The 18,218-nt window shown below is 40.6% G+C and carries 15 protein-coding genes; 8 read left to right on the top strand and 7 right to left on the bottom strand.

Annotation, left to right across the window (positions count from 1 at the left end; genetic code table 11):
• Positions 1–82 precede the first annotated feature (82 nt).
• Entirely contained in the window at positions 83–1,312 is a 1,230-nt protein-coding gene (locus tag PBAT_RS16395; protein ID WP_246168604.1) for a purple acid phosphatase family protein, read from the bottom strand.
• A gap of 230 nt (positions 1,313–1,542) precedes the next feature.
• Between PBAT_RS16395 and PBAT_RS16390 the strand changes: the two genes are divergently transcribed.
• From PBAT_RS16390 to PBAT_RS16380, 3 genes are read left to right on the top strand one after another with little or no spacing between them, the layout of a single operon-like run.
• On the top strand, positions 1,543–2,250 hold the full coding sequence (locus tag PBAT_RS16390) for a polyphosphate polymerase domain-containing protein (protein WP_068650983.1): 708 nt from the start codon (positions 1,543–1,545) through the stop codon (positions 2,248–2,250).
• Between the two features lie 2 nt (positions 2,251–2,252).
• Complete coding sequence (locus PBAT_RS16385; protein WP_068650982.1) at positions 2,253–2,975, top strand: DUF4956 domain-containing protein; 723 nt, start codon at positions 2,253–2,255, stop codon at positions 2,973–2,975.
• Positions 2,976–2,996: 21 nt separating this feature from the next.
• On the top strand, positions 2,997–4,766 hold the full coding sequence (locus PBAT_RS16380) for a CotH kinase family protein (RefSeq protein WP_068650981.1): 1,770 nt from the start codon (positions 2,997–2,999) through the stop codon (positions 4,764–4,766).
• Between the two features lie 114 nt (positions 4,767–4,880).
• On the opposite strand, the gene PBAT_RS16375 is transcribed toward PBAT_RS16380, so the two are convergent.
• The 5 genes from PBAT_RS16375 to PBAT_RS16355 form a co-directional block, all read right to left on the bottom strand.
• The gene (locus tag PBAT_RS16375) at positions 4,881–5,627 is read right to left on the bottom strand and encodes an alpha/beta fold hydrolase (RefSeq protein ID WP_068650980.1); all 747 of its coding nucleotides are present in this window, start codon (positions 5,625–5,627) and stop codon (positions 4,881–4,883) included.
• Positions 5,628–5,632: 5 nt separating this feature from the next.
• Complete coding sequence (locus tag PBAT_RS16370) at positions 5,633–6,301, bottom strand: HAD family hydrolase (RefSeq protein WP_068651224.1); 669 nt, start codon at positions 6,299–6,301, stop codon at positions 5,633–5,635.
• 64 nt (positions 6,302–6,365) lie between these two features.
• Positions 6,366–7,910: a sensor domain-containing diguanylate cyclase gene (locus tag PBAT_RS16365; RefSeq protein ID WP_188017003.1), complete on the bottom strand. Its 1,545-nt coding sequence runs from the start codon at positions 7,908–7,910 to the stop codon at positions 6,366–6,368.
• Positions 7,911–7,984: 74 nt separating this feature from the next.
• Positions 7,985–9,835 (bottom strand): ABC transporter ATP-binding protein, encoded by a 1,851-nt coding sequence (locus PBAT_RS16360; protein ID WP_068650979.1) that lies wholly within the window; start codon positions 9,833–9,835, stop codon positions 7,985–7,987.
• Entirely contained in the window at positions 9,816–11,588 is a 1,773-nt protein-coding gene (locus PBAT_RS16355; RefSeq protein WP_068650978.1) for an ABC transporter ATP-binding protein, read from the bottom strand. The genes PBAT_RS16360 and PBAT_RS16355 overlap by 20 nt, the downstream gene beginning before the upstream one ends.
• A gap of 419 nt (positions 11,589–12,007) precedes the next feature.
• On the opposite strand from PBAT_RS16355, the gene qoxA reads away from it, so the two are divergent.
• The 5 genes from qoxA to PBAT_RS16330 all read left to right on the top strand — a co-directional run bounded on the left by qoxA (position 12,008) and on the right by PBAT_RS16330 (position 16,300).
• Entirely contained in the window at positions 12,008–13,033 is a 1,026-nt protein-coding gene (qoxA, locus tag PBAT_RS16350; RefSeq protein ID WP_068650977.1) for a cytochrome aa3 quinol oxidase subunit II, read from the top strand.
• Positions 13,034–13,139: 106 nt separating this feature from the next.
• A complete protein-coding gene (gene qoxB / locus PBAT_RS16345) occupies positions 13,140–15,083 on the top strand; it encodes a cytochrome aa3 quinol oxidase subunit I (RefSeq protein WP_068650976.1) in 1,944 nt (647 codons plus the stop codon).
• The gene (locus tag PBAT_RS16340) at positions 15,080–15,676 is read left to right on the top strand and encodes a cytochrome (ubi)quinol oxidase subunit III (RefSeq protein ID WP_068650975.1); all 597 of its coding nucleotides are present in this window, start codon (positions 15,080–15,082) and stop codon (positions 15,674–15,676) included. Before qoxB ends, PBAT_RS16340 begins: the two co-directional genes overlap by 4 nt.
• A gap of 4 nt (positions 15,677–15,680) precedes the next feature.
• Positions 15,681–15,968, top strand: a complete 288-nt coding sequence (gene qoxD, locus PBAT_RS16335) for a cytochrome aa3 quinol oxidase subunit IV (protein ID WP_068651222.1) — start codon at positions 15,681–15,683, stop codon at positions 15,966–15,968.
• Positions 15,969–16,063: 95 nt separating this feature from the next.
• Positions 16,064–16,300, top strand: coding sequence for a DUF6953 family protein (locus PBAT_RS16330; RefSeq protein WP_068650974.1), 237 nt, complete (start codon positions 16,064–16,066; stop codon positions 16,298–16,300).
• Positions 16,301–16,366: 66 nt separating this feature from the next.
• Here the strand turns inward: PBAT_RS16330 and PBAT_RS16325 are convergent, their stop codons facing one another.
• The gene (locus tag PBAT_RS16325; protein WP_068650973.1) at positions 16,367–18,202 is read right to left on the bottom strand and encodes a fibronectin type III domain-containing protein; all 1,836 of its coding nucleotides are present in this window, start codon (positions 18,200–18,202) and stop codon (positions 16,367–16,369) included.
• Positions 18,203–18,218: the final 16 nt, after the last annotated feature.

Here is an 18,218-nt window from a genome sequence, read left to right as displayed (position 1 = left end):
TCAATAGAAATAACCGGAAGATGGTTCATCTTCCGGTTATTTCTATTGAGTAATCCGAGCTCTCGCAAATGGCATCAAATCATCAATGCTGTATGACAAACTCATCTAACTTTTCTCCATCGATATCATATGCCTGAAAGGTTAACGTATCTGCTTGAATCGTAATACCAGCAAACATCTGTTTCTGATTTTGAAAATGCACTTGGTGATAGAATTGATCATCTTTCTTCTCATTGAACTTCTGCCCTGCTGTATTCGTAACAACATATACTGTACCTTCACGATCGTTCACGATATTTCCGCCATCTCCTACTATCTTGCCATCACACAAAGGATAAGAACGAGAATATTCATGGTTATGACCCTGTAATACAAGATCTACGTCGTATTGGTCAAAAATTGATACCCAGTCATCTACTTTATTATATGTTTTACCTCCATAGGCTCCTCTGTGCATGGCTACAATCTTCCATTGCTTATCCGTCCCTGCGAGGTCTTTCTCCAACCACTTCGTTTGCTCTTTAATATTAGACTCTGTATTCAATACCGCAATGTGAGCGGAACCGTAATCGAATGAATAGGTTGTACCTTCTATCGATCCATTAGCTCCATTATCTGGTAGGTTGAAGTGTGATGTATATCTATCTGCAAGTCCCTTCACTTCATCATGATTCCCCGTGACAGGCATGAATGGCACTTGTGTTAGCCAATTTTTTGCTTTACCAAAGAACTGATCCCAAGCAACCTCATCCTCAGGCTCCTCCGTTAGATCGCCATTATGCACGATAAATTGAGCAGTTGGAAATATCTCGAAGGCTTTATTCATTGTTTTTCCCCAGAGGTCAAAGTCCAATTCTGTTATGCCCTGCGAATCTGCCACATTGATGAACGTGAATTCTTCCATCTCCTCGGATTCCGTAGTGAAACTTACCGTTGTACTCCATTCCTTGTCCTTACCACTCCCAACACGATAAGAATAAACAGTTCCAGATTCAAGTCCAGTCACTTCAGCTTTGTGGGCGCCTTGTTCATGATTATTTCCCACATCCACCTTGGTCGTTGATCCGGTAATCGTAATCACATCTTGACCATCGAAATCCTGATTTTTACCTTTCACTAGTTGTAATATCGAAGCAGCATTAGGACTTTCCGTATACCAAGTAAATGCGCGACTCGTTAGAGCAGAATTCTTCAATGTCATCACCAAAGACTTTGGTTTCTCAGACTGACCTACCTTCATCCATTCCGCACCGACTACTATAATTAAGATAACTATACCTATCAATACTAACCAGATGAACTCTTTCCGCAACTTTTTCTCCCCCCCTCCATACAACCACATTTACTATTGGATACTTTAAATGTATTTCATATACGATACCCCTCAATGACTCATAGAGTCAATTTCTTGTCCTAATACAACCTTTTGTTAACGCAATGTAAACATTTTCAGTTTACATTCAGTTTACGCTCAGAGAAAAATCAGATTTACAAGATACAATGAGTATAAATGTAACGAGGAAATGAGGTGTAATTAACAATATGAATCTCAAATATCGTAATGAACTCAAGTATTTCATCAATCAACATCAGTACCAAATCATTCGTCAACGGTTGAAAAACTTGATTAAACAAGATACGCATGTCGGACCCAATGGAGAATACGCGATTCGTAGCTTATATTTTGATGATATTAATAACAAAGCCCTTCATGAGAAATTGGGTGGGGTCAGAGATCGCGCCAAGTACCGGATCCGAATTTACAATAAAGACGATTCAATCATTCATTTCGAGAAGAAAATCAAATTTAGAGATTATATCGCTAAATTGAAAGAACCACTGACTAGGGAAATAGCGGATGAACTCATATCAGGAAATTATGAAGTGCTACGCCACTCAGATAAGCCATTACTCATTGAACTACATGAAGAAATGAAGAACAACTTACTTCGCGCCAAGGTCATTGTGGATTATGTGCGAGAACCTTTTATTTGTGAGAATGGAAATGTTCGCATTACTTTTGATAAAGAACTTCGAACGGGGCTTCATTCCGTAGATATGTTCGATCCTGACTTACATTGTGTACGTGCAATGGATGACAATCTGATTATTCTTGAGGTGAAATACGACGAGTACATTCCAGAATATATCAGAATAGCGCTACAGCTTGAAGGATTAAACAGACAATCTGCTTCGAAATACGTGATGTGTCGTAAGTTTTTGAAAACGAACTCTTGGGAGGATTATTAATAATGAGCGCAATAACAGCAGCAGCGGCTGCAGCACCAACGGATTCAACAACTAATTTTACAGATATTCTAAAAAACTCGGTGACAGAGAACTTTGTATCTGATATTAGTATTTCCAAGATAATTATTACTATGGCAATTTCATTTATTATTGGCTTCTTTATCTATCTTCTTTATAAACGGGTATTCAGCGGTGTTTTATATTCTAAAAGCTTCAACGTTTCTCTGATCGGAATGACGATGGTCACTTCGATGGTCATCATCGCGATTAATTCAAACTTAGTACTGTCGCTTGGTATGGTCGGCGCACTCTCCATTGTTCGTTTCAGAACACCTATCAAAGACCCTACTGATCTAATCTTCTTGTTCTGGGCTGCGGCAGCCGGTATCGTATCTGGTGCTGGATTCTTCACTCTAGCAGCGATTGGTTCAATTATTGTGGGACTAGTCATGTTCTTCTTTATCAAAAGTTCATCTGTTGAAACTCCTTATTTACTAGTAGTGAACTGTGACGGAGATACAAGTGAGCTAGCCGTTCATAAACAACTAAACACATCCGTTAAACGCTTTAATGTGAAACAAAAAACCGTAACGAATGGAAATATTGAAATGACATTGGAAATTCGCCTTCATGACAAGGAAGGAAGCTTTGTTAATCAACTTTCTGGTATTAGCGGAGTTAAGAATGCCGTACTTATCAGCTACAGCGGCGACTATGTATCTTAAGGATGGGAAGGTGTTCACAAGATGAAAGCACAAATGATGAAGCTTCTTCTATGCATCTGTTCCATCGTCACCATTATAGCCATGGTAGGATGTGAGGCGACTAAATCTACCACTACTAGCATAGAAAATTCTGAGGTATCAAGTACTACCGAAACCTCAAAGACGGATGACGAAATAGCTACGAAGGTATTCCCTAAGGATAAAGTCGTAGACGTCAAAATCACCATTGATAAAGATGACTTTCAGAGCATGAAAGACAACGCTTCTGCGGAAGAGATTAAAACCGCATCTGTCGATTACAACGGCATGCATTACGATAATGTGGGCGTTCGTACAAAAGGGAATCTAAGCTTGCGAAGTGTAGTCAGCATGGATGATTCGGATAGATATAGCCTAAAGCTCTCCTTTGATGAGTATTTATCAAGCCAGAATCTTTTGGGAATCAGTAAAATAAACCTGAATAATGGCTACAGTGATGCCAGTTATATGAGAGAGTTCCTGACCTATGAACTCGCGGATCAAATGGGACTTCCTACACCTGGATTTTCATTTGTAAATGTTTATGTGAATGATGAATTGTATGGATTCTTTTTGGCTGTCCAACAAGTAGATGAACAGTATCTTGAATCGAACTTCGGCAACTCATACGGAGCGCTGTACAAAGGGGAAATGACCGGAAGCGGTAGCGACCTTCAATGGATTGATGACAAGATTGCGTCCTATACTGGACTAGCTCAGAAATCCGAAAAATCCAACGATGATATTCTTATCGATATGTTGGACGAATTGAATAACGGTACAGATTATGCCAAATATTTGGATGTAGAAGAAACCCTGAAATACATTGCTCTTCAAGTGCTAACTAATAATACTGACAGCTATATTGGTGGAAACAAACAGAATTATTATTTATACGAAGATGACGGTGTATTCTCCGTCCTCCCTTGGGACTATAACATGGCATTCGGGGGATTGGGAAGTTCGAATCTACTCATCGATGAACCAACACAAGGTGCCTTAGCTGAGCGGCCTTTGGTTGCCAAACTCCTTGCTGTTGATGAGTACAAAGAAATGTATCATAACATCATTAAAGACGCCACTGAAGGTTACTTGTCTTCGGCTATATTTAAGGAACGAGTTGAGGAAGTCTCAGCTATGATCTCCACTAACGTGAAGGAAGATCCAAGTTCTTTCTACACTTATGAAGAGTATCAAAGTGCAGTACCGAAGCTCATAACCATTAATGACACGCAAGTCAACAATATTGATCAACAACTTGCCGGCACCATTGCATCCTCAGGCGATGGATCAGGAAGCGGCGGTGGCATGGGCGGTGGTGGCATGGGTGGCGGTGGTAAGCGTGATATGCCAGCTATGGCAGGCAACAACGCACTAGCTACTCCAACTGATGTAACCGCACAAGCTGGGCAAGCTGCTCCTGCTGATGGACAGAATGCTCAAGGTGCTCCAACTGCTTCTAGCGATGGACAGAATGCTCAAGGCGCTCCAACTGCTTCTAGCGATGGACAGAATGCTCAAGGCGCTCCAACTGCTCCTGCTGATGGACAGAATTTCGAAGGTGGTGGCTTTCCTGGAGGCCAAATGGGAGGCGATAGACCCGATGGTATGGGTGGTGGTCGCGGTGGAATGGTTGGCGGTATGGGCGGTTTCGGTGAGCAAAGTGCTCAACCAAAAGGCACTGTAAAAGAAGCACTCACAGTCGGCATTACACTAGTTCTCCTACTCCTTTCCGGTTTGTTCATTACCTTCTATAAACGGAAAAGACTTTAAATTCTAGACATAACAAGAATAAGCCAGTATGGATGATTGTTACTATCATTCCGTACTAGCTTATTCTTGTCTTATTAAAGATACTTCATCTGATTCTTCCAAGCTGACTATATCTCATCTTATCCAAGCTTCTATCATATGGTTAAATAGCGCCGGATTTGCTAATGATATTCCATGGCCAATATTGGGAACAATTTCTCTTTCACAATATTCACTACTGCTACTAATAACATTAGAAGATTTCAATATCTGTTTCTTTTCCTTAGCTCCTACTAGAACTAAGACCTTTGTTTTACCCTGATTGAACCCTTGAGGTAAGCAATACGACATATTTTCATTAAGAATAGTAAGGAGCGAATCCATACTTATTAGCGCAGATTCCTGATAATATAGTTCGAAATATTCATCTCCGATATATAATTCCTTAGCTTGTAACCTTGAAAAGAATCTATTTTTTGTTAATGGCATGAAAATGCGAACTAACGGTTTCGTGATCCAACGAGTGAATTTCATAGGTGTCACAAGCCCGCTAATTATAATCGCACGATCCATACGGATGCCATTCATGCTTAACATCTCTAACGCTATTTGCGCACCTAAAGAAAAACCAATGATTGTAATAGACTGTCCGTAATCTCTATCTCTGATGACTTCAGCGATATCTTGGGCCGCATCATGTATCGTTGTAAACTCCTTATCATGACTTTTACCGTGACTGGGCAAATCAGGCACTACTACGTAGTAATGTTCTTTGAAATATTCCACCTGCTTATCCCACATCCAACCACTCACGCCAGCTCCATGTATAAATACAAGCATTGGACCCATCTTGTTCCCAGATTCATTCACAAAAAGCGTCATCTCTACTAACTCCTACTATTAAATGTATGGTGAATGAGTTGTACAAAATCCACATCAGAAAGACTTTTCACTCTATGAAACACTGAATCGAATTCCATGAAACCTGTTATTTCGTTAGGAGTAACCACGCAATGCATGCCTGCAGAGGCTGCAGCCCTTGCTCCATGTAGTGAATCTTCTATGGCTATCGCTTCATCCGCTTTAACTTCAAGACAAGCTAACGTCTGTATGTATAGTTCAGGATCTGGCTTTACATTGGTTACATGATCAGACGTACGAATACACTCGAAATAATGTCGAATATTCAATTGATCTAAATATTTCCCTACCCATTTCATGGATGAGCTTGATGCCAATCCGATTCTAAGGCCAGCATCCTTGGCTGCTTCAAGATATTCTAATACACCCGGACGAACCTTCTCAAGTTCCATAAGCTTAGTATGCCGAAGATCCACAGAACGACGGAAGGATTCTCGGTCGATGGGAAGCTTCTTCTCTGTAATTAAATATTCATACGGATTAAAACCAGCGAGGCTCGTACCAATACACTCGGAATACAATTCAAGTGTCAGGTCAACACCATATTCCATATAAGCCTCTTTAAAAGCTATGTACCATGCCGTTTCAGTATCAATAATCGTACCGTCAAAATCGAAGATCAGTGCTTTAATCATAGATATAATCGCTCCCTTTACATTCAAACTCAATTCTCTTCAACAAAAACGAATATCCTCATGCTCAATCTTCGTAGATATTCGTCCTGTTCCTACCTTCTTTTTTTGATTGATATAGCGCTCGGTCTGCGAACTCTATCACCTTTTCCGGCCCACCTGACAAGGGATCAGATAAAGCTACTCCAATCGATATCGTAATCCCCTTATCTTCATTAGGACATTCCGATTTAGCTATCTTTTTACGTAAAAGTTCGGCCATATCAAGTACAGACTGTCTTTCAGCGAATTTGACTAAGATTCCGAATTCTTCTCCTCCATAACGAAAACATACATCCCGTGGAGTAGCCACGAGCCTTAGTTGAGAAGCAACGAACTTTAACACCTCGTCTCCTCTTGCATGCCCATAGGTATCATTAATTTGTTTAAAATGGTCCATGTCTATCAAAATTAGAGCAAATGGTATTTTCTCTTCATACCATTCTTGTATGTTTAAATCGAATGTTTTTCGATTAGATAGACCCGTTAATCCATCAATTTGAATTTCCTCATTTAATAAATTCAAATATTTCCCCATACTTTTATGTAGCTGATTCACCTCATAGATCACAGAAGATATCTTAGGTAAAGACGGCGGATTGGCTTTTTTAGAGTCAAACGCCTCTTCTGAGAACTGTGCCAGTCTGTATAGCGGTGTGGAGATATAATAAGAAACACGTGCTGCAACAATTAATATAATAAGAAACAAAGGAATATCCTTGATCAACAAACTGATTAACATATCTCGCAATGGCTTATCCAAGATCGCGGTAGGTGTTTGAGACACGATGACCCATTCACTAATAGGTTCATATGCAAATCCTGCAAAAAATGATTTTCCCTTTGAATTAACGACATTTTGAGAACCACTTTGTCCCGACAATCCTCTTTCAATCACTTCATTATTCTGCACAATCTCATTAACGCGTTCAATTATAGGATGATAAATGAGTCGTCCTTGCTGATCTGACACATACACATAGGATCCATTCCCGTAGAAATGTTCCATTAACAACTTACTTAATGCATTATCCTCTTGGAGGTATAATGTCCCCCCAGCAAAACCTATGTAGGTTCCTCTATCATTATATATTGGAGCAGAGACCATGAGAATAAGACGACCTGATACAGCTACGTAGGGCTCAGAAATCATCGGTATCCTTGCTAAAGAAGCTTGAAGAGATGCATCCGATGTTAGCAGTGTTCCCACATCAACGCCCGTATCTCCCGGATTTATAAACTGAACTTCACGTTTTGAGTTGGATATAATGATAGAGTTGAAATACTGATCATTACCCCTATATACAATATCTAGGTCCTTCTGTGAGAAAGACTCTTGTCCGGCGATCTCTGCAATGTACGAAATATTATTCTGCATCACATTCAATAAGTCGCTAGTATTAGAGGATAACTTTTGAGCATAGTGATAGTTATTTTCAAGATAGCTGGAAGACAAAGAATTAGCGTTATTACTATACGCCATATAACCACCTAGTACAGCAGTTATTAGTACAGATCCTATCACTAACATGCCAAGAATAGTACGAAGCTTAAATCCTTTATGTTTTCTCACGGAGTGACCTCTTTCATTGACTTAAGTACAACTTATATACTATATGATATCTGTATGAAAACAAATATACTTTTCTAACTATTGAGTTGGCCCTTCAGTTGTGCATCATATAGGCTGTTGTAAAACCCCTGCTCTACAAGAAGTTCCTCATGAGTCCCCTGTTCAAGGAGACGCCCATCCTTCAATACTAGGATTTGATCAGCCTTCCGAATCGTGTTTAAACGATGGGCAATAACAAAGCTTGTTCGGCCCTTCATTAACCTCTGAAGGCCATCTTGTATCTTAATCTCCGTTACCGTATCAATACTACTCGTAGCTTCATCTAGAATTAGAATCGAAGGATTTGCGAGAATGGCTCTAGCAATAGCGAGTAATTGCTTCTGTCCTTGGCTAATACCTGCGCCGCTATGCTTCAGCACCTTATCATAACCTCCTCGCATTCGTTCAATAAATGAATGCGCATTCGCCATACGTGCAGCCCTCTCAACTTCTTCATCCGTTGCATCAAGCTTTCCGTAGCGGATATTATCACGGATCGTCCCTTCGAACAAAAAAGAATCTTGCAGTACAAATGCCATATGAGAACGCAAATTTTCACGCCGAATTGTTGTAATATCGATCCCATCAATCGTAATAGTGCCATGATCCAACTCATAGAATCGCGATAGCAATTGGATTAGTGAAGTCTTACCCGCTCCTGTAGGGCCGACTAGTGCAATCATCTCTCCTGGTGCTGCCTTAAAACTGATATCAGACAACGTCTCTTTTCCTTCATCGTAAGCAAACGACACATGCGAGAAGATAACTGCTCCTTGTACTGCATCTAGTGTGATTGCATCCTTCTCATCCTTCGCCTCTATTTCCTCGTCAAGAATTTCAAATACTCGCTCTGCCCCCGCAATCGCAGACAACATCGTGTTCCATTGATTAGCCAAATCATTCAGGGGTCTTGTGAATTGTCTTGCATACTCGACGAATATGACGATAACTCCAATAGATATTGTTCCACGAATGGCTAATAATCCACCTACGCCAGCAATAATGGCAAAGCTCAAGTTATTGAGCGCATTCATCAATTTAGGAATGAAACCTGATATCGCTTGAGCCCAAAACCCCGACTGCTTAATCATATCATTGCGGAATCTAAATTCGTTAATAACCCTTTGCTCTTGTGAGAATGCTTTTATAATACGCTGGCCTGATAATGTCTCCTCAACAAATCCATTTAAATCACCCAAATTACGCTGTTGCTGCTTAAATAAAGGCCCTGTGCGCCATGTAATCCATCGCATACCTAATACCATTAATGGAACGACTAGAAAAGTCAGTAAAGTTAGTAAGGGACTGAGCCATAGCATAACGATGATCGTACCCACAAGTGTAAGTACACTAGAGAACACTTGAATAACAGAGCTATTCAAAGTTGCGCTAACGTTGTCTATATCATTAGTAACCCTACTCATTAACTCCCCTTGTTGACGCTTTCCGAAGAAAGGAATCGGTAAGCGATGTAAATGTTGGACAAGGTCTACCCTCATTCGATATACCGTCTCCTGTGCAATTCCAATCATCCAAATATTTTGCAACCATAACGTAAGCGACTGCAGCCCATACACTATTCCAAGTCCGCCGAGAAAATACAACCACGATTGATCTGCCGGGCGCTCTATAAATGTATCTATAGCTGTTCCAATCATAAAGGGTCCAAGTAGGGCTAAGGCTGAACTTAGAAGTACCATAACAAGCACTAAAATGAGTCGACCTTTGCGATGAGAAAGATAGATCCATAATCTTCTCAACGTTCCCGACAAATCCTTTGCTTTACGTTTAACTCGCTTTCCCGAAACAATAGTGTCAGTTCCTTTGGGCCTCTGGGTCGCCTGTGGTCGTGGATATCGGAATGGTTCACTTAACTCCTTCCACATGACGTATACCTCCTACTCTCGAGAACTGAGATTCATAAATCCGCTGATATAGAACACAATTTTCAAGCAATTCCTCATGACTTCCCTGTGCAAGTAAAGAACCATCTTCCAATAATAGAATTAGATCTGCGTGAAGCGTAGAACTGATTTTTTGTGTAATAAGAAATGTAGTACATGCGACGTCTCTCAGTGCTTGTAGTAATGTAGCTTCTGTTCGTATATCCAATGCGCTAGTACTATCGTCAAGTAATAATATGCCAGGTTTGCGAACCAGCGCCCTAGCAATCGTCAATCGCTGTTTCTGTCCACCTGACAGATTCACACCCTTTTGCCCTAACATTGTGTCATAACCCATTGGAAAACTAATAATTGTATCGTGAATTTGTGCTAACTTTGCCGCTTCAATAATCTCATCGAGTGTGGCATCCTCTTTACCCCATGCAATATTATCTTGAATGGTACCTGTGAAGAGGATAATCTCCTGAGGCACATAACCGATGGCATCACGTAAATATTCTGTGTTTAGAGTGGTTATATCCTTACCATCGATCTTGACTACTCCTGTATTCTGTTCATACAGCCTTGGGATAAGCCCTACAAGTGAAGTTTTCCCAGCACCCGTCGCTCCCATAATAGCAACTGTAGCACCTGGTTTGGTCTCGAATGATATGTCATGCAGTACAGCAGCTTGCGTATCCGGATACTGGAAAGACACATGATCAAACGTTACGGCACCATTAATCGTATCAGAAGTCACATTTCCGTCTGTCACGCCCAAGAGATTACTATCTGTCTCGAGTGCATCTGCAATTCGTTGAGCCGATGCACGTGCTCTTGAGAAGTTAACAACAATCATAGAGAAGACGGATAAGGCACCTGTCGTTCGTAACGAGTAGTTAACGACAGCTACTACTTCCCCCATTGTTGCTTCACCAAGGCTAATCTTTATTTGTCCGAACCATAATACTGCTAATATCCCGGTATTCATGATCAATAAAATAATGGGCATCGTTAGTTCTGTTAGACGTAAAGCAGAGATCGTCCGTATCATTAGTTCCTGACTTGAACGTGCAAACCGCTCCGTTTCAAATTTCATACGTCCAAAGACTCGAATCAATCTCATTGCGATTAAATTTTCCTGAATCACACCATTCGTAGCATCCAATTTCACTTGAACCATTCGAAATAAATTCCCTGCTTTTTTGACTACCACGATTAAAAAGATAAGCAATACTGGAACCGTTAAGGTTAATAATAGAGCAAGTTCTGCATGTACAACAAATGCCATCACAACGCTACCTATCACAAGTAGAGGTGCTCTCATCATAATTCTGAGCCCCATAAACACAGTATTCTGTAGCTGTGTGACATCATTAGTCAATCTTGTAATTAAGGAAGAAGCAGCGAATCGGTCAAATACAGACAATGAATACGATTGTACTTTTTCATACAACTGCTCTCTAAGATCATAGGCAAACCCCTGGCTCACATGAGAAGCAAAAAAAGAACTTAAAATGCCAGATACAAAGGCAATAATGGAACAAACAGCCAAGAAACCACCCCATTGCAATACACTGGAAAGATCCCCATTTCTAATTCCACCATCAATCATTTTGGAAATAATTAAGGGCTGTATTAATTCAACTGAAAGCTCAATTAACATCATCAATAAGGCTGCAACAGTAGATATTCGATACTTTTTCAGATAGAAAAGACATGTAACCACCACTATTCCCCCATATTCCCAACTCATATACGCAATTATACCAACTCAAATATGACTTATTATAACAAATTAAAGCCGTTACTGCTTGGGTATGCTATTCCAATGAAGGACGTATTAGAAGCCAAATATGTAAGTAAATAGCGGATTCTCCGTAATTCAGAGCTTGTCAAATGTGTCGATTAGAGTAACTTTTGTGAAATAATGAACATTCTATGAACACGCCAAAAACAGCGCCATTACAGTGATCTATGTCATATCAATGCTCCCTTGTAACAATTTAATCACAATTTGTTAAATAGTTAGACAAAAATTAACAATAATATGGCAAAAAAGCAATGTTTTGGGTTTTGCTTTATCTGAAAGGTATTCCTAATATAGAACTATGATTGTTTATCAGGTTCATCCGTAATCAGTTTAAATGCAGTTCATAAAGGAAGGAGTTCATCATGAAAAAAAGAGGATCATTATTAGTACTATTCATGAGCCTTGTATTGCTCTTGTCTGGATGTAGTTCAATTACAGTATTGGATCCTAAAGGTCCTGCTGCAAGAACATTATCCGATACGATTCTTTTCTCAATTGCCATGATGGCAGGAGTACTACTTGTAGTATATGTTCTTTATGTCGTGTTCTTGGTCAAGTACAGAGGATCGAAGACGAAAGACGACTACATGCCTCCACATGAGGAAGGAAATAAATGGCTAGAAGCGATTTGGATCACAATTCCAATCATCATTGTAGCTGTTCTTTCTGTAGTAACCGTGCAGTCAACAAGCACAGTAGAAAAGGTAGCTGCAGGTTATGAGGATCAGAAACCTTTGGTTGTTTATGCATCTTCATCTAACTGGAAGTGGCATTTCAGCTATCCTGAGGAAGGGATTGAGACAGTCAATTATCTTAACATCCCTGTTAATCGTCCTATTGAATTACGATTGTATTCATTTGGTCCAATCACAAGTCTTTGGATACCTCAATTAGCCGGACAAAAATATGCGATGAGTGACATGGTTAACACCTTGAATTTAGTTGCAGATGAACAAGGCTCTTATCTAGGTCGAAATTCTAACTTCAGTGGACAGGGTACTGCACACATGGAATTTGAAACACTTGCCATGAGTCCTGGGGCGTATAGCGAATGGGTTGAGGAAGTTAAAACAACAGCCTCTGCATTAGACGAAACAGAATTTAAAAGTTTGCTTGCAACCTCCTATGTAGGTCGCAAAACATTCTCAAGTACACATCTAACCTTTAGTCCAGCTCCAGGAGATCATTCCGATCATATGAAACACACGGATATGGAAAATGGTAACAAAGAACACCAGGAGAACAAAGCAGAACATCCAGTTCCAGCTAATCCTGAAGAAACAAAATTCGATGCTGTACCTAATGTAAATCCGAACGAACCGTTACCTCAATCACCAGCAGAGGACAGCAACTCAGATATCGATCATACAAGTCATGATGGGAAGTAAGAACGTTTATTTTCAAACAAACATTAAATTGCTTAATTATATAGATTGAACGTTTGCATTTACAAGGTTCAATCTATATATATAACCTGAAAGGAGTCAAATCCTAATGAAATGGGACGAATTTTTCGTTACCGGTGAACCGATGATTTACGGCGCAATGGCTAGTATTGTTCTTGCTACGATTGCGATTATCGTTGGTCTTACCTACTTTAAGAAATGGGGTTACCTATGGCGTGAATGGCTAACCACTGTTGACCATAAACGCATCGGAGTAATGTACATTCTTTCCGCTCTGATCATGTTGTTCCGTGGTGGTGTCGATGCCATCATGATGAGGTTTCAGACCGCCGTTCCAGAGAATAAGTTCCTGGATGCACAACATTACAATGAGATCTTTACCACTCATGGTCTGATTATGATTCTATTTATGGCTATGCCATTTATTATTGGGATTATGAACGTTGTTGTTCCTCTTCAAATTGGAGCAAGAGATGTCGCATTCCCACGTTTGAATGCTATTAGTTTCTGGTTATTCTTCGCAGGAGCTATGCTATTAAATCTTTCCTTTGTTATCGGAGGATCTCCTGATGCAGGTTGGTCAGCTTATTTCCCGCTTGCAAGTCTAGAGTTTAGTCCAACAGTAGGAAATAACTATTACTCTCTAGCTCTGCAAATCTCAGGGATTGGTACATTGTTGACAGGGATCAACTTCATTGTAACCATTCTTAAGATGCGCGCACCTGGCATGAAGCTTATGCGTATGCCAATGTTTACGTGGTCTTCTCTAATCACAAGTGTTATCATTGCATTCGCATTCCCAGTACTAACTGTTGCGCTTGCTTTAATGATGTTTGACCGTATCTTTGGGTCCCAGTTCTTCACCATGTCTAATGGTGGGATGGATATGTTATGGGCCAACCTATTCTGGGTATGGGGACATCCTGAAGTATATATCGTTATTCTCCCTGCGTTCGGGATATTCAGTGAAATTATCGCGACATTCTCGAAGAAGAACTTGTACGGATATACATCCATGGTCGTCAGTATGGTCGTTATCTCTCTCTTGTCCTTCTTAGTATGGGCGCATCACTTCTATACGATGGGTCAAGGAGCTATGGTTAACGGATTCTTCTCTATTACAACCATGGCGATATCCGTTCCTACGGGGGTCAAGATCTTTAACTGGCTGTTCACCATGCGAAAGGGTAAGATCACCTTTACGACGCCTATGCTTTACTCATTAGCCTTTATTCCAATCTTCACAATCGGTGGTGTTACAGGTGTCATGTTGGCTATGGCCAGCGCCGATTATCAATACCATAATACAATGTTCTTAGTAGCACATTTCCATTACGTTCTAATTCCGGGTACAGTCTTTGCCGTTATTGCCGGTTTCCATTACTGGTTCCCGAAAGTATTCGGCTTCAAACTTAATGAACGTCTTGGGAAACATGCATTCTGGTGGATCGCTATTTCCTTTAACGTGACATTCTTCCCACTGTTCTTCCTAGGTTTACAAGGAATGACACGTCGGATGTACACCTATTCGGAAGAAACAGGATTTGGTCCACTTAACTTACTATCGTTTGCCGGCGCCTTAGGCCTTGCCTTCGGTTTCATTATTCTGGTATATAACATTTACTACAGTATTCGTTATAGCCCACGTGAAACGAACGGAGATCCATGGGATGCACGTACGCTTGAATGGGCAACAAGTAGTCCAATTCCTGCATACAACTTCGCTATAACTCCAAATGTTAAGGGTAGAGATGCGTTATGGTCCGCTAAGCACGATAACCAACCTATCTTCGACGGTAAGATTGAGCCGATTCATTTACCAAGTAATAGTGGAAAGCCTGTCATTCTTGCCGGTGTCTTCTTCGTCTTTGGTTTCGCATTGGTATTTAGCTGGTGGATCCCAGCAATTATATCAGGTATTGGAATTCTAATTGTCTTAGCTACCATGTCCTTCGATAGAGATCATGGAATTACCGTGTCTGTCGAAGAAATTATAGAAACAGAAAAGAAATTGCGGGGTGAAACGCTATGAAAATAGATGCCACTAAACCGCTTGAATATGGGTCAGAAGAAAACAGTAATAAAATCTTCGGATTTTGGATCTTTTTAGGAGCAGAAATTGCTCTATTCTCCACCCTATTCACCGTTTATTTCGTTTTAGTGAATCGTTATGCAACAGGTCCAAATGGTACAGAATTATTTGAACTATCAGGTGTTCTATGGGAAACTTTCTTGCTACTTACAAGTAGTTTCACCATCGGTCTTGCGGTTCATAGTATGCGACTTGGTTTGAAGAAGCCTATGATGATCTTTTTCGGGCTTACCTTACTCATGGGTCTAGGATTCCTTGGAATTGAAATCACTGAATTCTTCACCTATGTACATGAGGGTGCTTCAATATCGACAAGTGCCTTTACTTCTAGCTTGTTCGTATTACTAGGAACACATGGAGCTCACGTTAGCTTTGGTATATTATGGGGAGCGTCTATATTATTGCAAGTCAAGAGACAAGGATTTACATTGGCAACTGCCAATAAATCCTTTATATTCTCTCTTTACTGGCATTTCCTAGATGTTGTATGGATCTTTATCTTTAGTTTCGTTTACCTGAAAGGACTGATGTGACATGATGAAACAGTTATTTCCAATTCGCCATGTAATGGGCTATCTATCCTCCCTCATCCTTTCGGCCCTTGCATTAACAGCTTTACTTGATATTCCTTTTGCTTCTAAGATGGCAATCTTAGCAGTTACTGCCGTCATTCAGGCTTCTCTGCAGCTGTTTGTATTCATGCACATTAGTGAAATGGCTAGTACTAAAAAAGAACTTTACCTTAATATCGCTTATGCACTGTTTGTTGGTCTGGTTACGCTCTTCGGATCAATGTTCATATTCATATGGGGCTGGTATAGTTAATTAAGGATGTATTATAATGAAAAATGCAGCTTCTCCTACAATGTAGGCAAGCTGCATTTTTCATTACACAATTAGAATGGTGAGGATTGATGCACATGGAATTTACAGCGGATCAAGTCGCTGAATGGATGCTTAGTGAATTAAAGGACTCCGGTAAGTTAATACAACCTGAGGCTGTTAAGCATATTTTAGATCATTTTGGAGAACCCTTTATTTATGTCAATGAAAATGGGAACCAATCTATATCGAAGGAAGTAAAAAAGGCTTTTAAAAAGTTACATGCTGGGCGAGCAGCTTGGGATCGTGAAGGATTCTTCTGGTATTGGACCTAATACACTCAAACTTAATACAGGTACAAACAAGGGTGCTGGATATATTCCAGTACCCTTGTCATTCATTTACTGCAATAACCATAATGCTGGTACGTTTGCTGGCTCCCACCCTTGAAGCGAGGTATGACCTTGTCTACAAGAATAGGTTGCCCCTTCGTAAGTAACTAATTTGCCTACTGTATAGCTCACATTTGCTGCCCATGGGACGGGTCCTGTAGGATTATTATCCGTCGTTGACTGGAAGGATGTACCAGTAGATACATTACCAGCCGCATCTTTCGCAGTTACCATAAACGTGTAAGCTGTGCCCGCCGATAACCCGGTTACTGTTGCTGTTGTAGCTGTTACATTCACACTATTTGAACCCCAAGTTACCGTGTAACTAGTAACACCTACATTGTCCGTTGACGCTGTCCAACTCAAGATTACGCTAGAAGTCGTTTTCCCAGATACCTGTAGGTTCGTTGGTGCTGTCGGAGCCGTTGTATCGGCACTAGGAGCGTTAGTCGTGACCGTTACCACGTTACTTGCTGATTGATTGCCTGCTGCGTCTTTAGCCTTCACAATAAACGTATAGGCTGTATTCGGAGATAACCCATTAATAGTCGTGCTTGTGCCCGCTACGTTCATACTGGTCGCCCCATAAGTTACCGAATAGCCTGTAACACCCACATTGTCTGTAGATGCGTTCCACGCTAAGTTCACACTATTAGACGTGGTAAGTGTCGATACTAAATTGCCGGGTACAGACGGTGGTATCGTATCCAATACACCACCTGATTCGAATTGATTCAAATACGTACGATGATTGCTGGAAAACTCGAAATTATTGAATTTATCCCAGTTAATCGACCAAGTCATCAGCCCTCTCGTACCGGGATGTGCTCCGTTACGCAAAGTGTACCCTCCGCCGTAAGAAACACCCTTCATTAAGTAGTTCAACGCTTTGTGCACTTCCGCTACAGAAGTAAACCCTCCCCCAGAATTTACGTTAGCGGGAAGTCCTATGACGACCTGATCGGAACGAAGTGCTGGGAAGAGATAGTTAGAATTTCTTCCTACTGGGAAACCCGTAAGCATCATATCCGCCATAGCGACATGGAAATCAGCACTCCCCATGGAATAGTATTGATTATCAAGCGCCGTGATTGGTCCCGAATTATAATGTTGTACCTGTAGCCAATCCAAAATATCCCTTAGCCCATAGATAACAGGCAAATATGATCCGGCCCTATTATCGCATGAAATACAGCTTCCTCCATAGAAAGAATACCCAAGCTGTACGAAGAATGTCTCCGGTGCCATTGTCAGCATGAAGCTATCACCATAGAAATCATGCAGTTCTCTTACGGCAGAGATCAGATTTGTAATAACTGGTGTGGTGGGACTCCGGAAATCACTATCACCAGCATTGAAATAGAGTGAATGACCTTCGAAATCAATATCAAATCCGTTAAAACCATATTTTGTGATGATCGTCTTCATACTTGATACAAAATTGTTACGAGCCTGCGTATTGACTAGTTGCACTTGCCCATTGGCGCCCCCGATTGAAATCATGACTTTCTTGCCCTGACTTTGTAGGTATTGAACATCTGCAATGAAATCAGCGTCCGTCGCATTATATGGAGCAAAGCCAATCGTCCCACCCTGTACTCCATTGGTAGGTTCAGCAAAAGAAACGTTAATAACATCAAAGTTGGAAGATACATCCCGTAGCCTTATATCGCCCGATCCGTTATTGAAATTATGCCAATATCCAACGATCAGTTTCTTGCTTACTGGAATGGAGGCATTTGCTTGCGGAGTATTCCATTGGTACCCTGTGAATATAATCGCAATAATTATTGTAAATAGAATTGCACGTGGTAATGAATGAGTCATTCTAATATTATCCCTCATTGCAAATGATCCCCCT

Source organism: Paenibacillus antarcticus (assembly GCF_001637225.1).
GTDB classification, from domain to species: Bacteria; Bacillota; Bacilli; order Paenibacillales; family Paenibacillaceae; genus Paenibacillus_AQ; species Paenibacillus_AQ antarcticus.
This window is presented reverse-complemented; position numbering and strand designations above follow the sequence as displayed.

Coding starts and splice junctions, on each gene's coding strand:
- PBAT_RS16390 (WP_068650983.1), top strand. CDS start 1,543: ATGAATCTCAAATATCGTAATGAACTCAAGTATTTCATCAATCAACAT.
- PBAT_RS16385 (WP_068650982.1), top strand. CDS start 2,253: ATGAGCGCAATAACAGCAGCAGCGGCTGCAGCACCAACGGATTCAACA.
- PBAT_RS16380 (WP_068650981.1), top strand. CDS start 2,997: ATGAAAGCACAAATGATGAAGCTTCTTCTATGCATCTGTTCCATCGTC.
- PBAT_RS16375 (WP_068650980.1), bottom strand. CDS start 5,627: ATGACGCTTTTTGTGAATGAATCTGGGAACAAGATGGGTCCAATGCTT.
- PBAT_RS16370 (WP_068651224.1), bottom strand. CDS start 6,301: ATGATTAAAGCACTGATCTTCGATTTTGACGGTACGATTATTGATACT.
- PBAT_RS16360 (WP_068650979.1), bottom strand. CDS start 9,835: ATGTGGAAGGAGTTAAGTGAACCATTCCGATATCCACGACCACAGGCG.
- PBAT_RS16355 (WP_068650978.1), bottom strand. CDS start 11,588: ATGAGTTGGGAATATGGGGGAATAGTGGTGGTTACATGTCTTTTCTAT.
- qoxA (WP_068650977.1), top strand. CDS start 12,008: ATGAAAAAAAGAGGATCATTATTAGTACTATTCATGAGCCTTGTATTG.
- qoxB (WP_068650976.1), top strand. CDS start 13,140: ATGAAATGGGACGAATTTTTCGTTACCGGTGAACCGATGATTTACGGC.
- PBAT_RS16340 (WP_068650975.1), top strand. CDS start 15,080: ATGAAAATAGATGCCACTAAACCGCTTGAATATGGGTCAGAAGAAAAC.
- qoxD (WP_068651222.1), top strand. CDS start 15,681: ATGAAACAGTTATTTCCAATTCGCCATGTAATGGGCTATCTATCCTCC.
- PBAT_RS16330 (WP_068650974.1), top strand. CDS start 16,064: ATGGAATTTACAGCGGATCAAGTCGCTGAATGGATGCTTAGTGAATTA.
- PBAT_RS16325 (WP_068650973.1), bottom strand. CDS start 18,202: ATGAGGGATAATATTAGAATGACTCATTCATTACCACGTGCAATTCTA.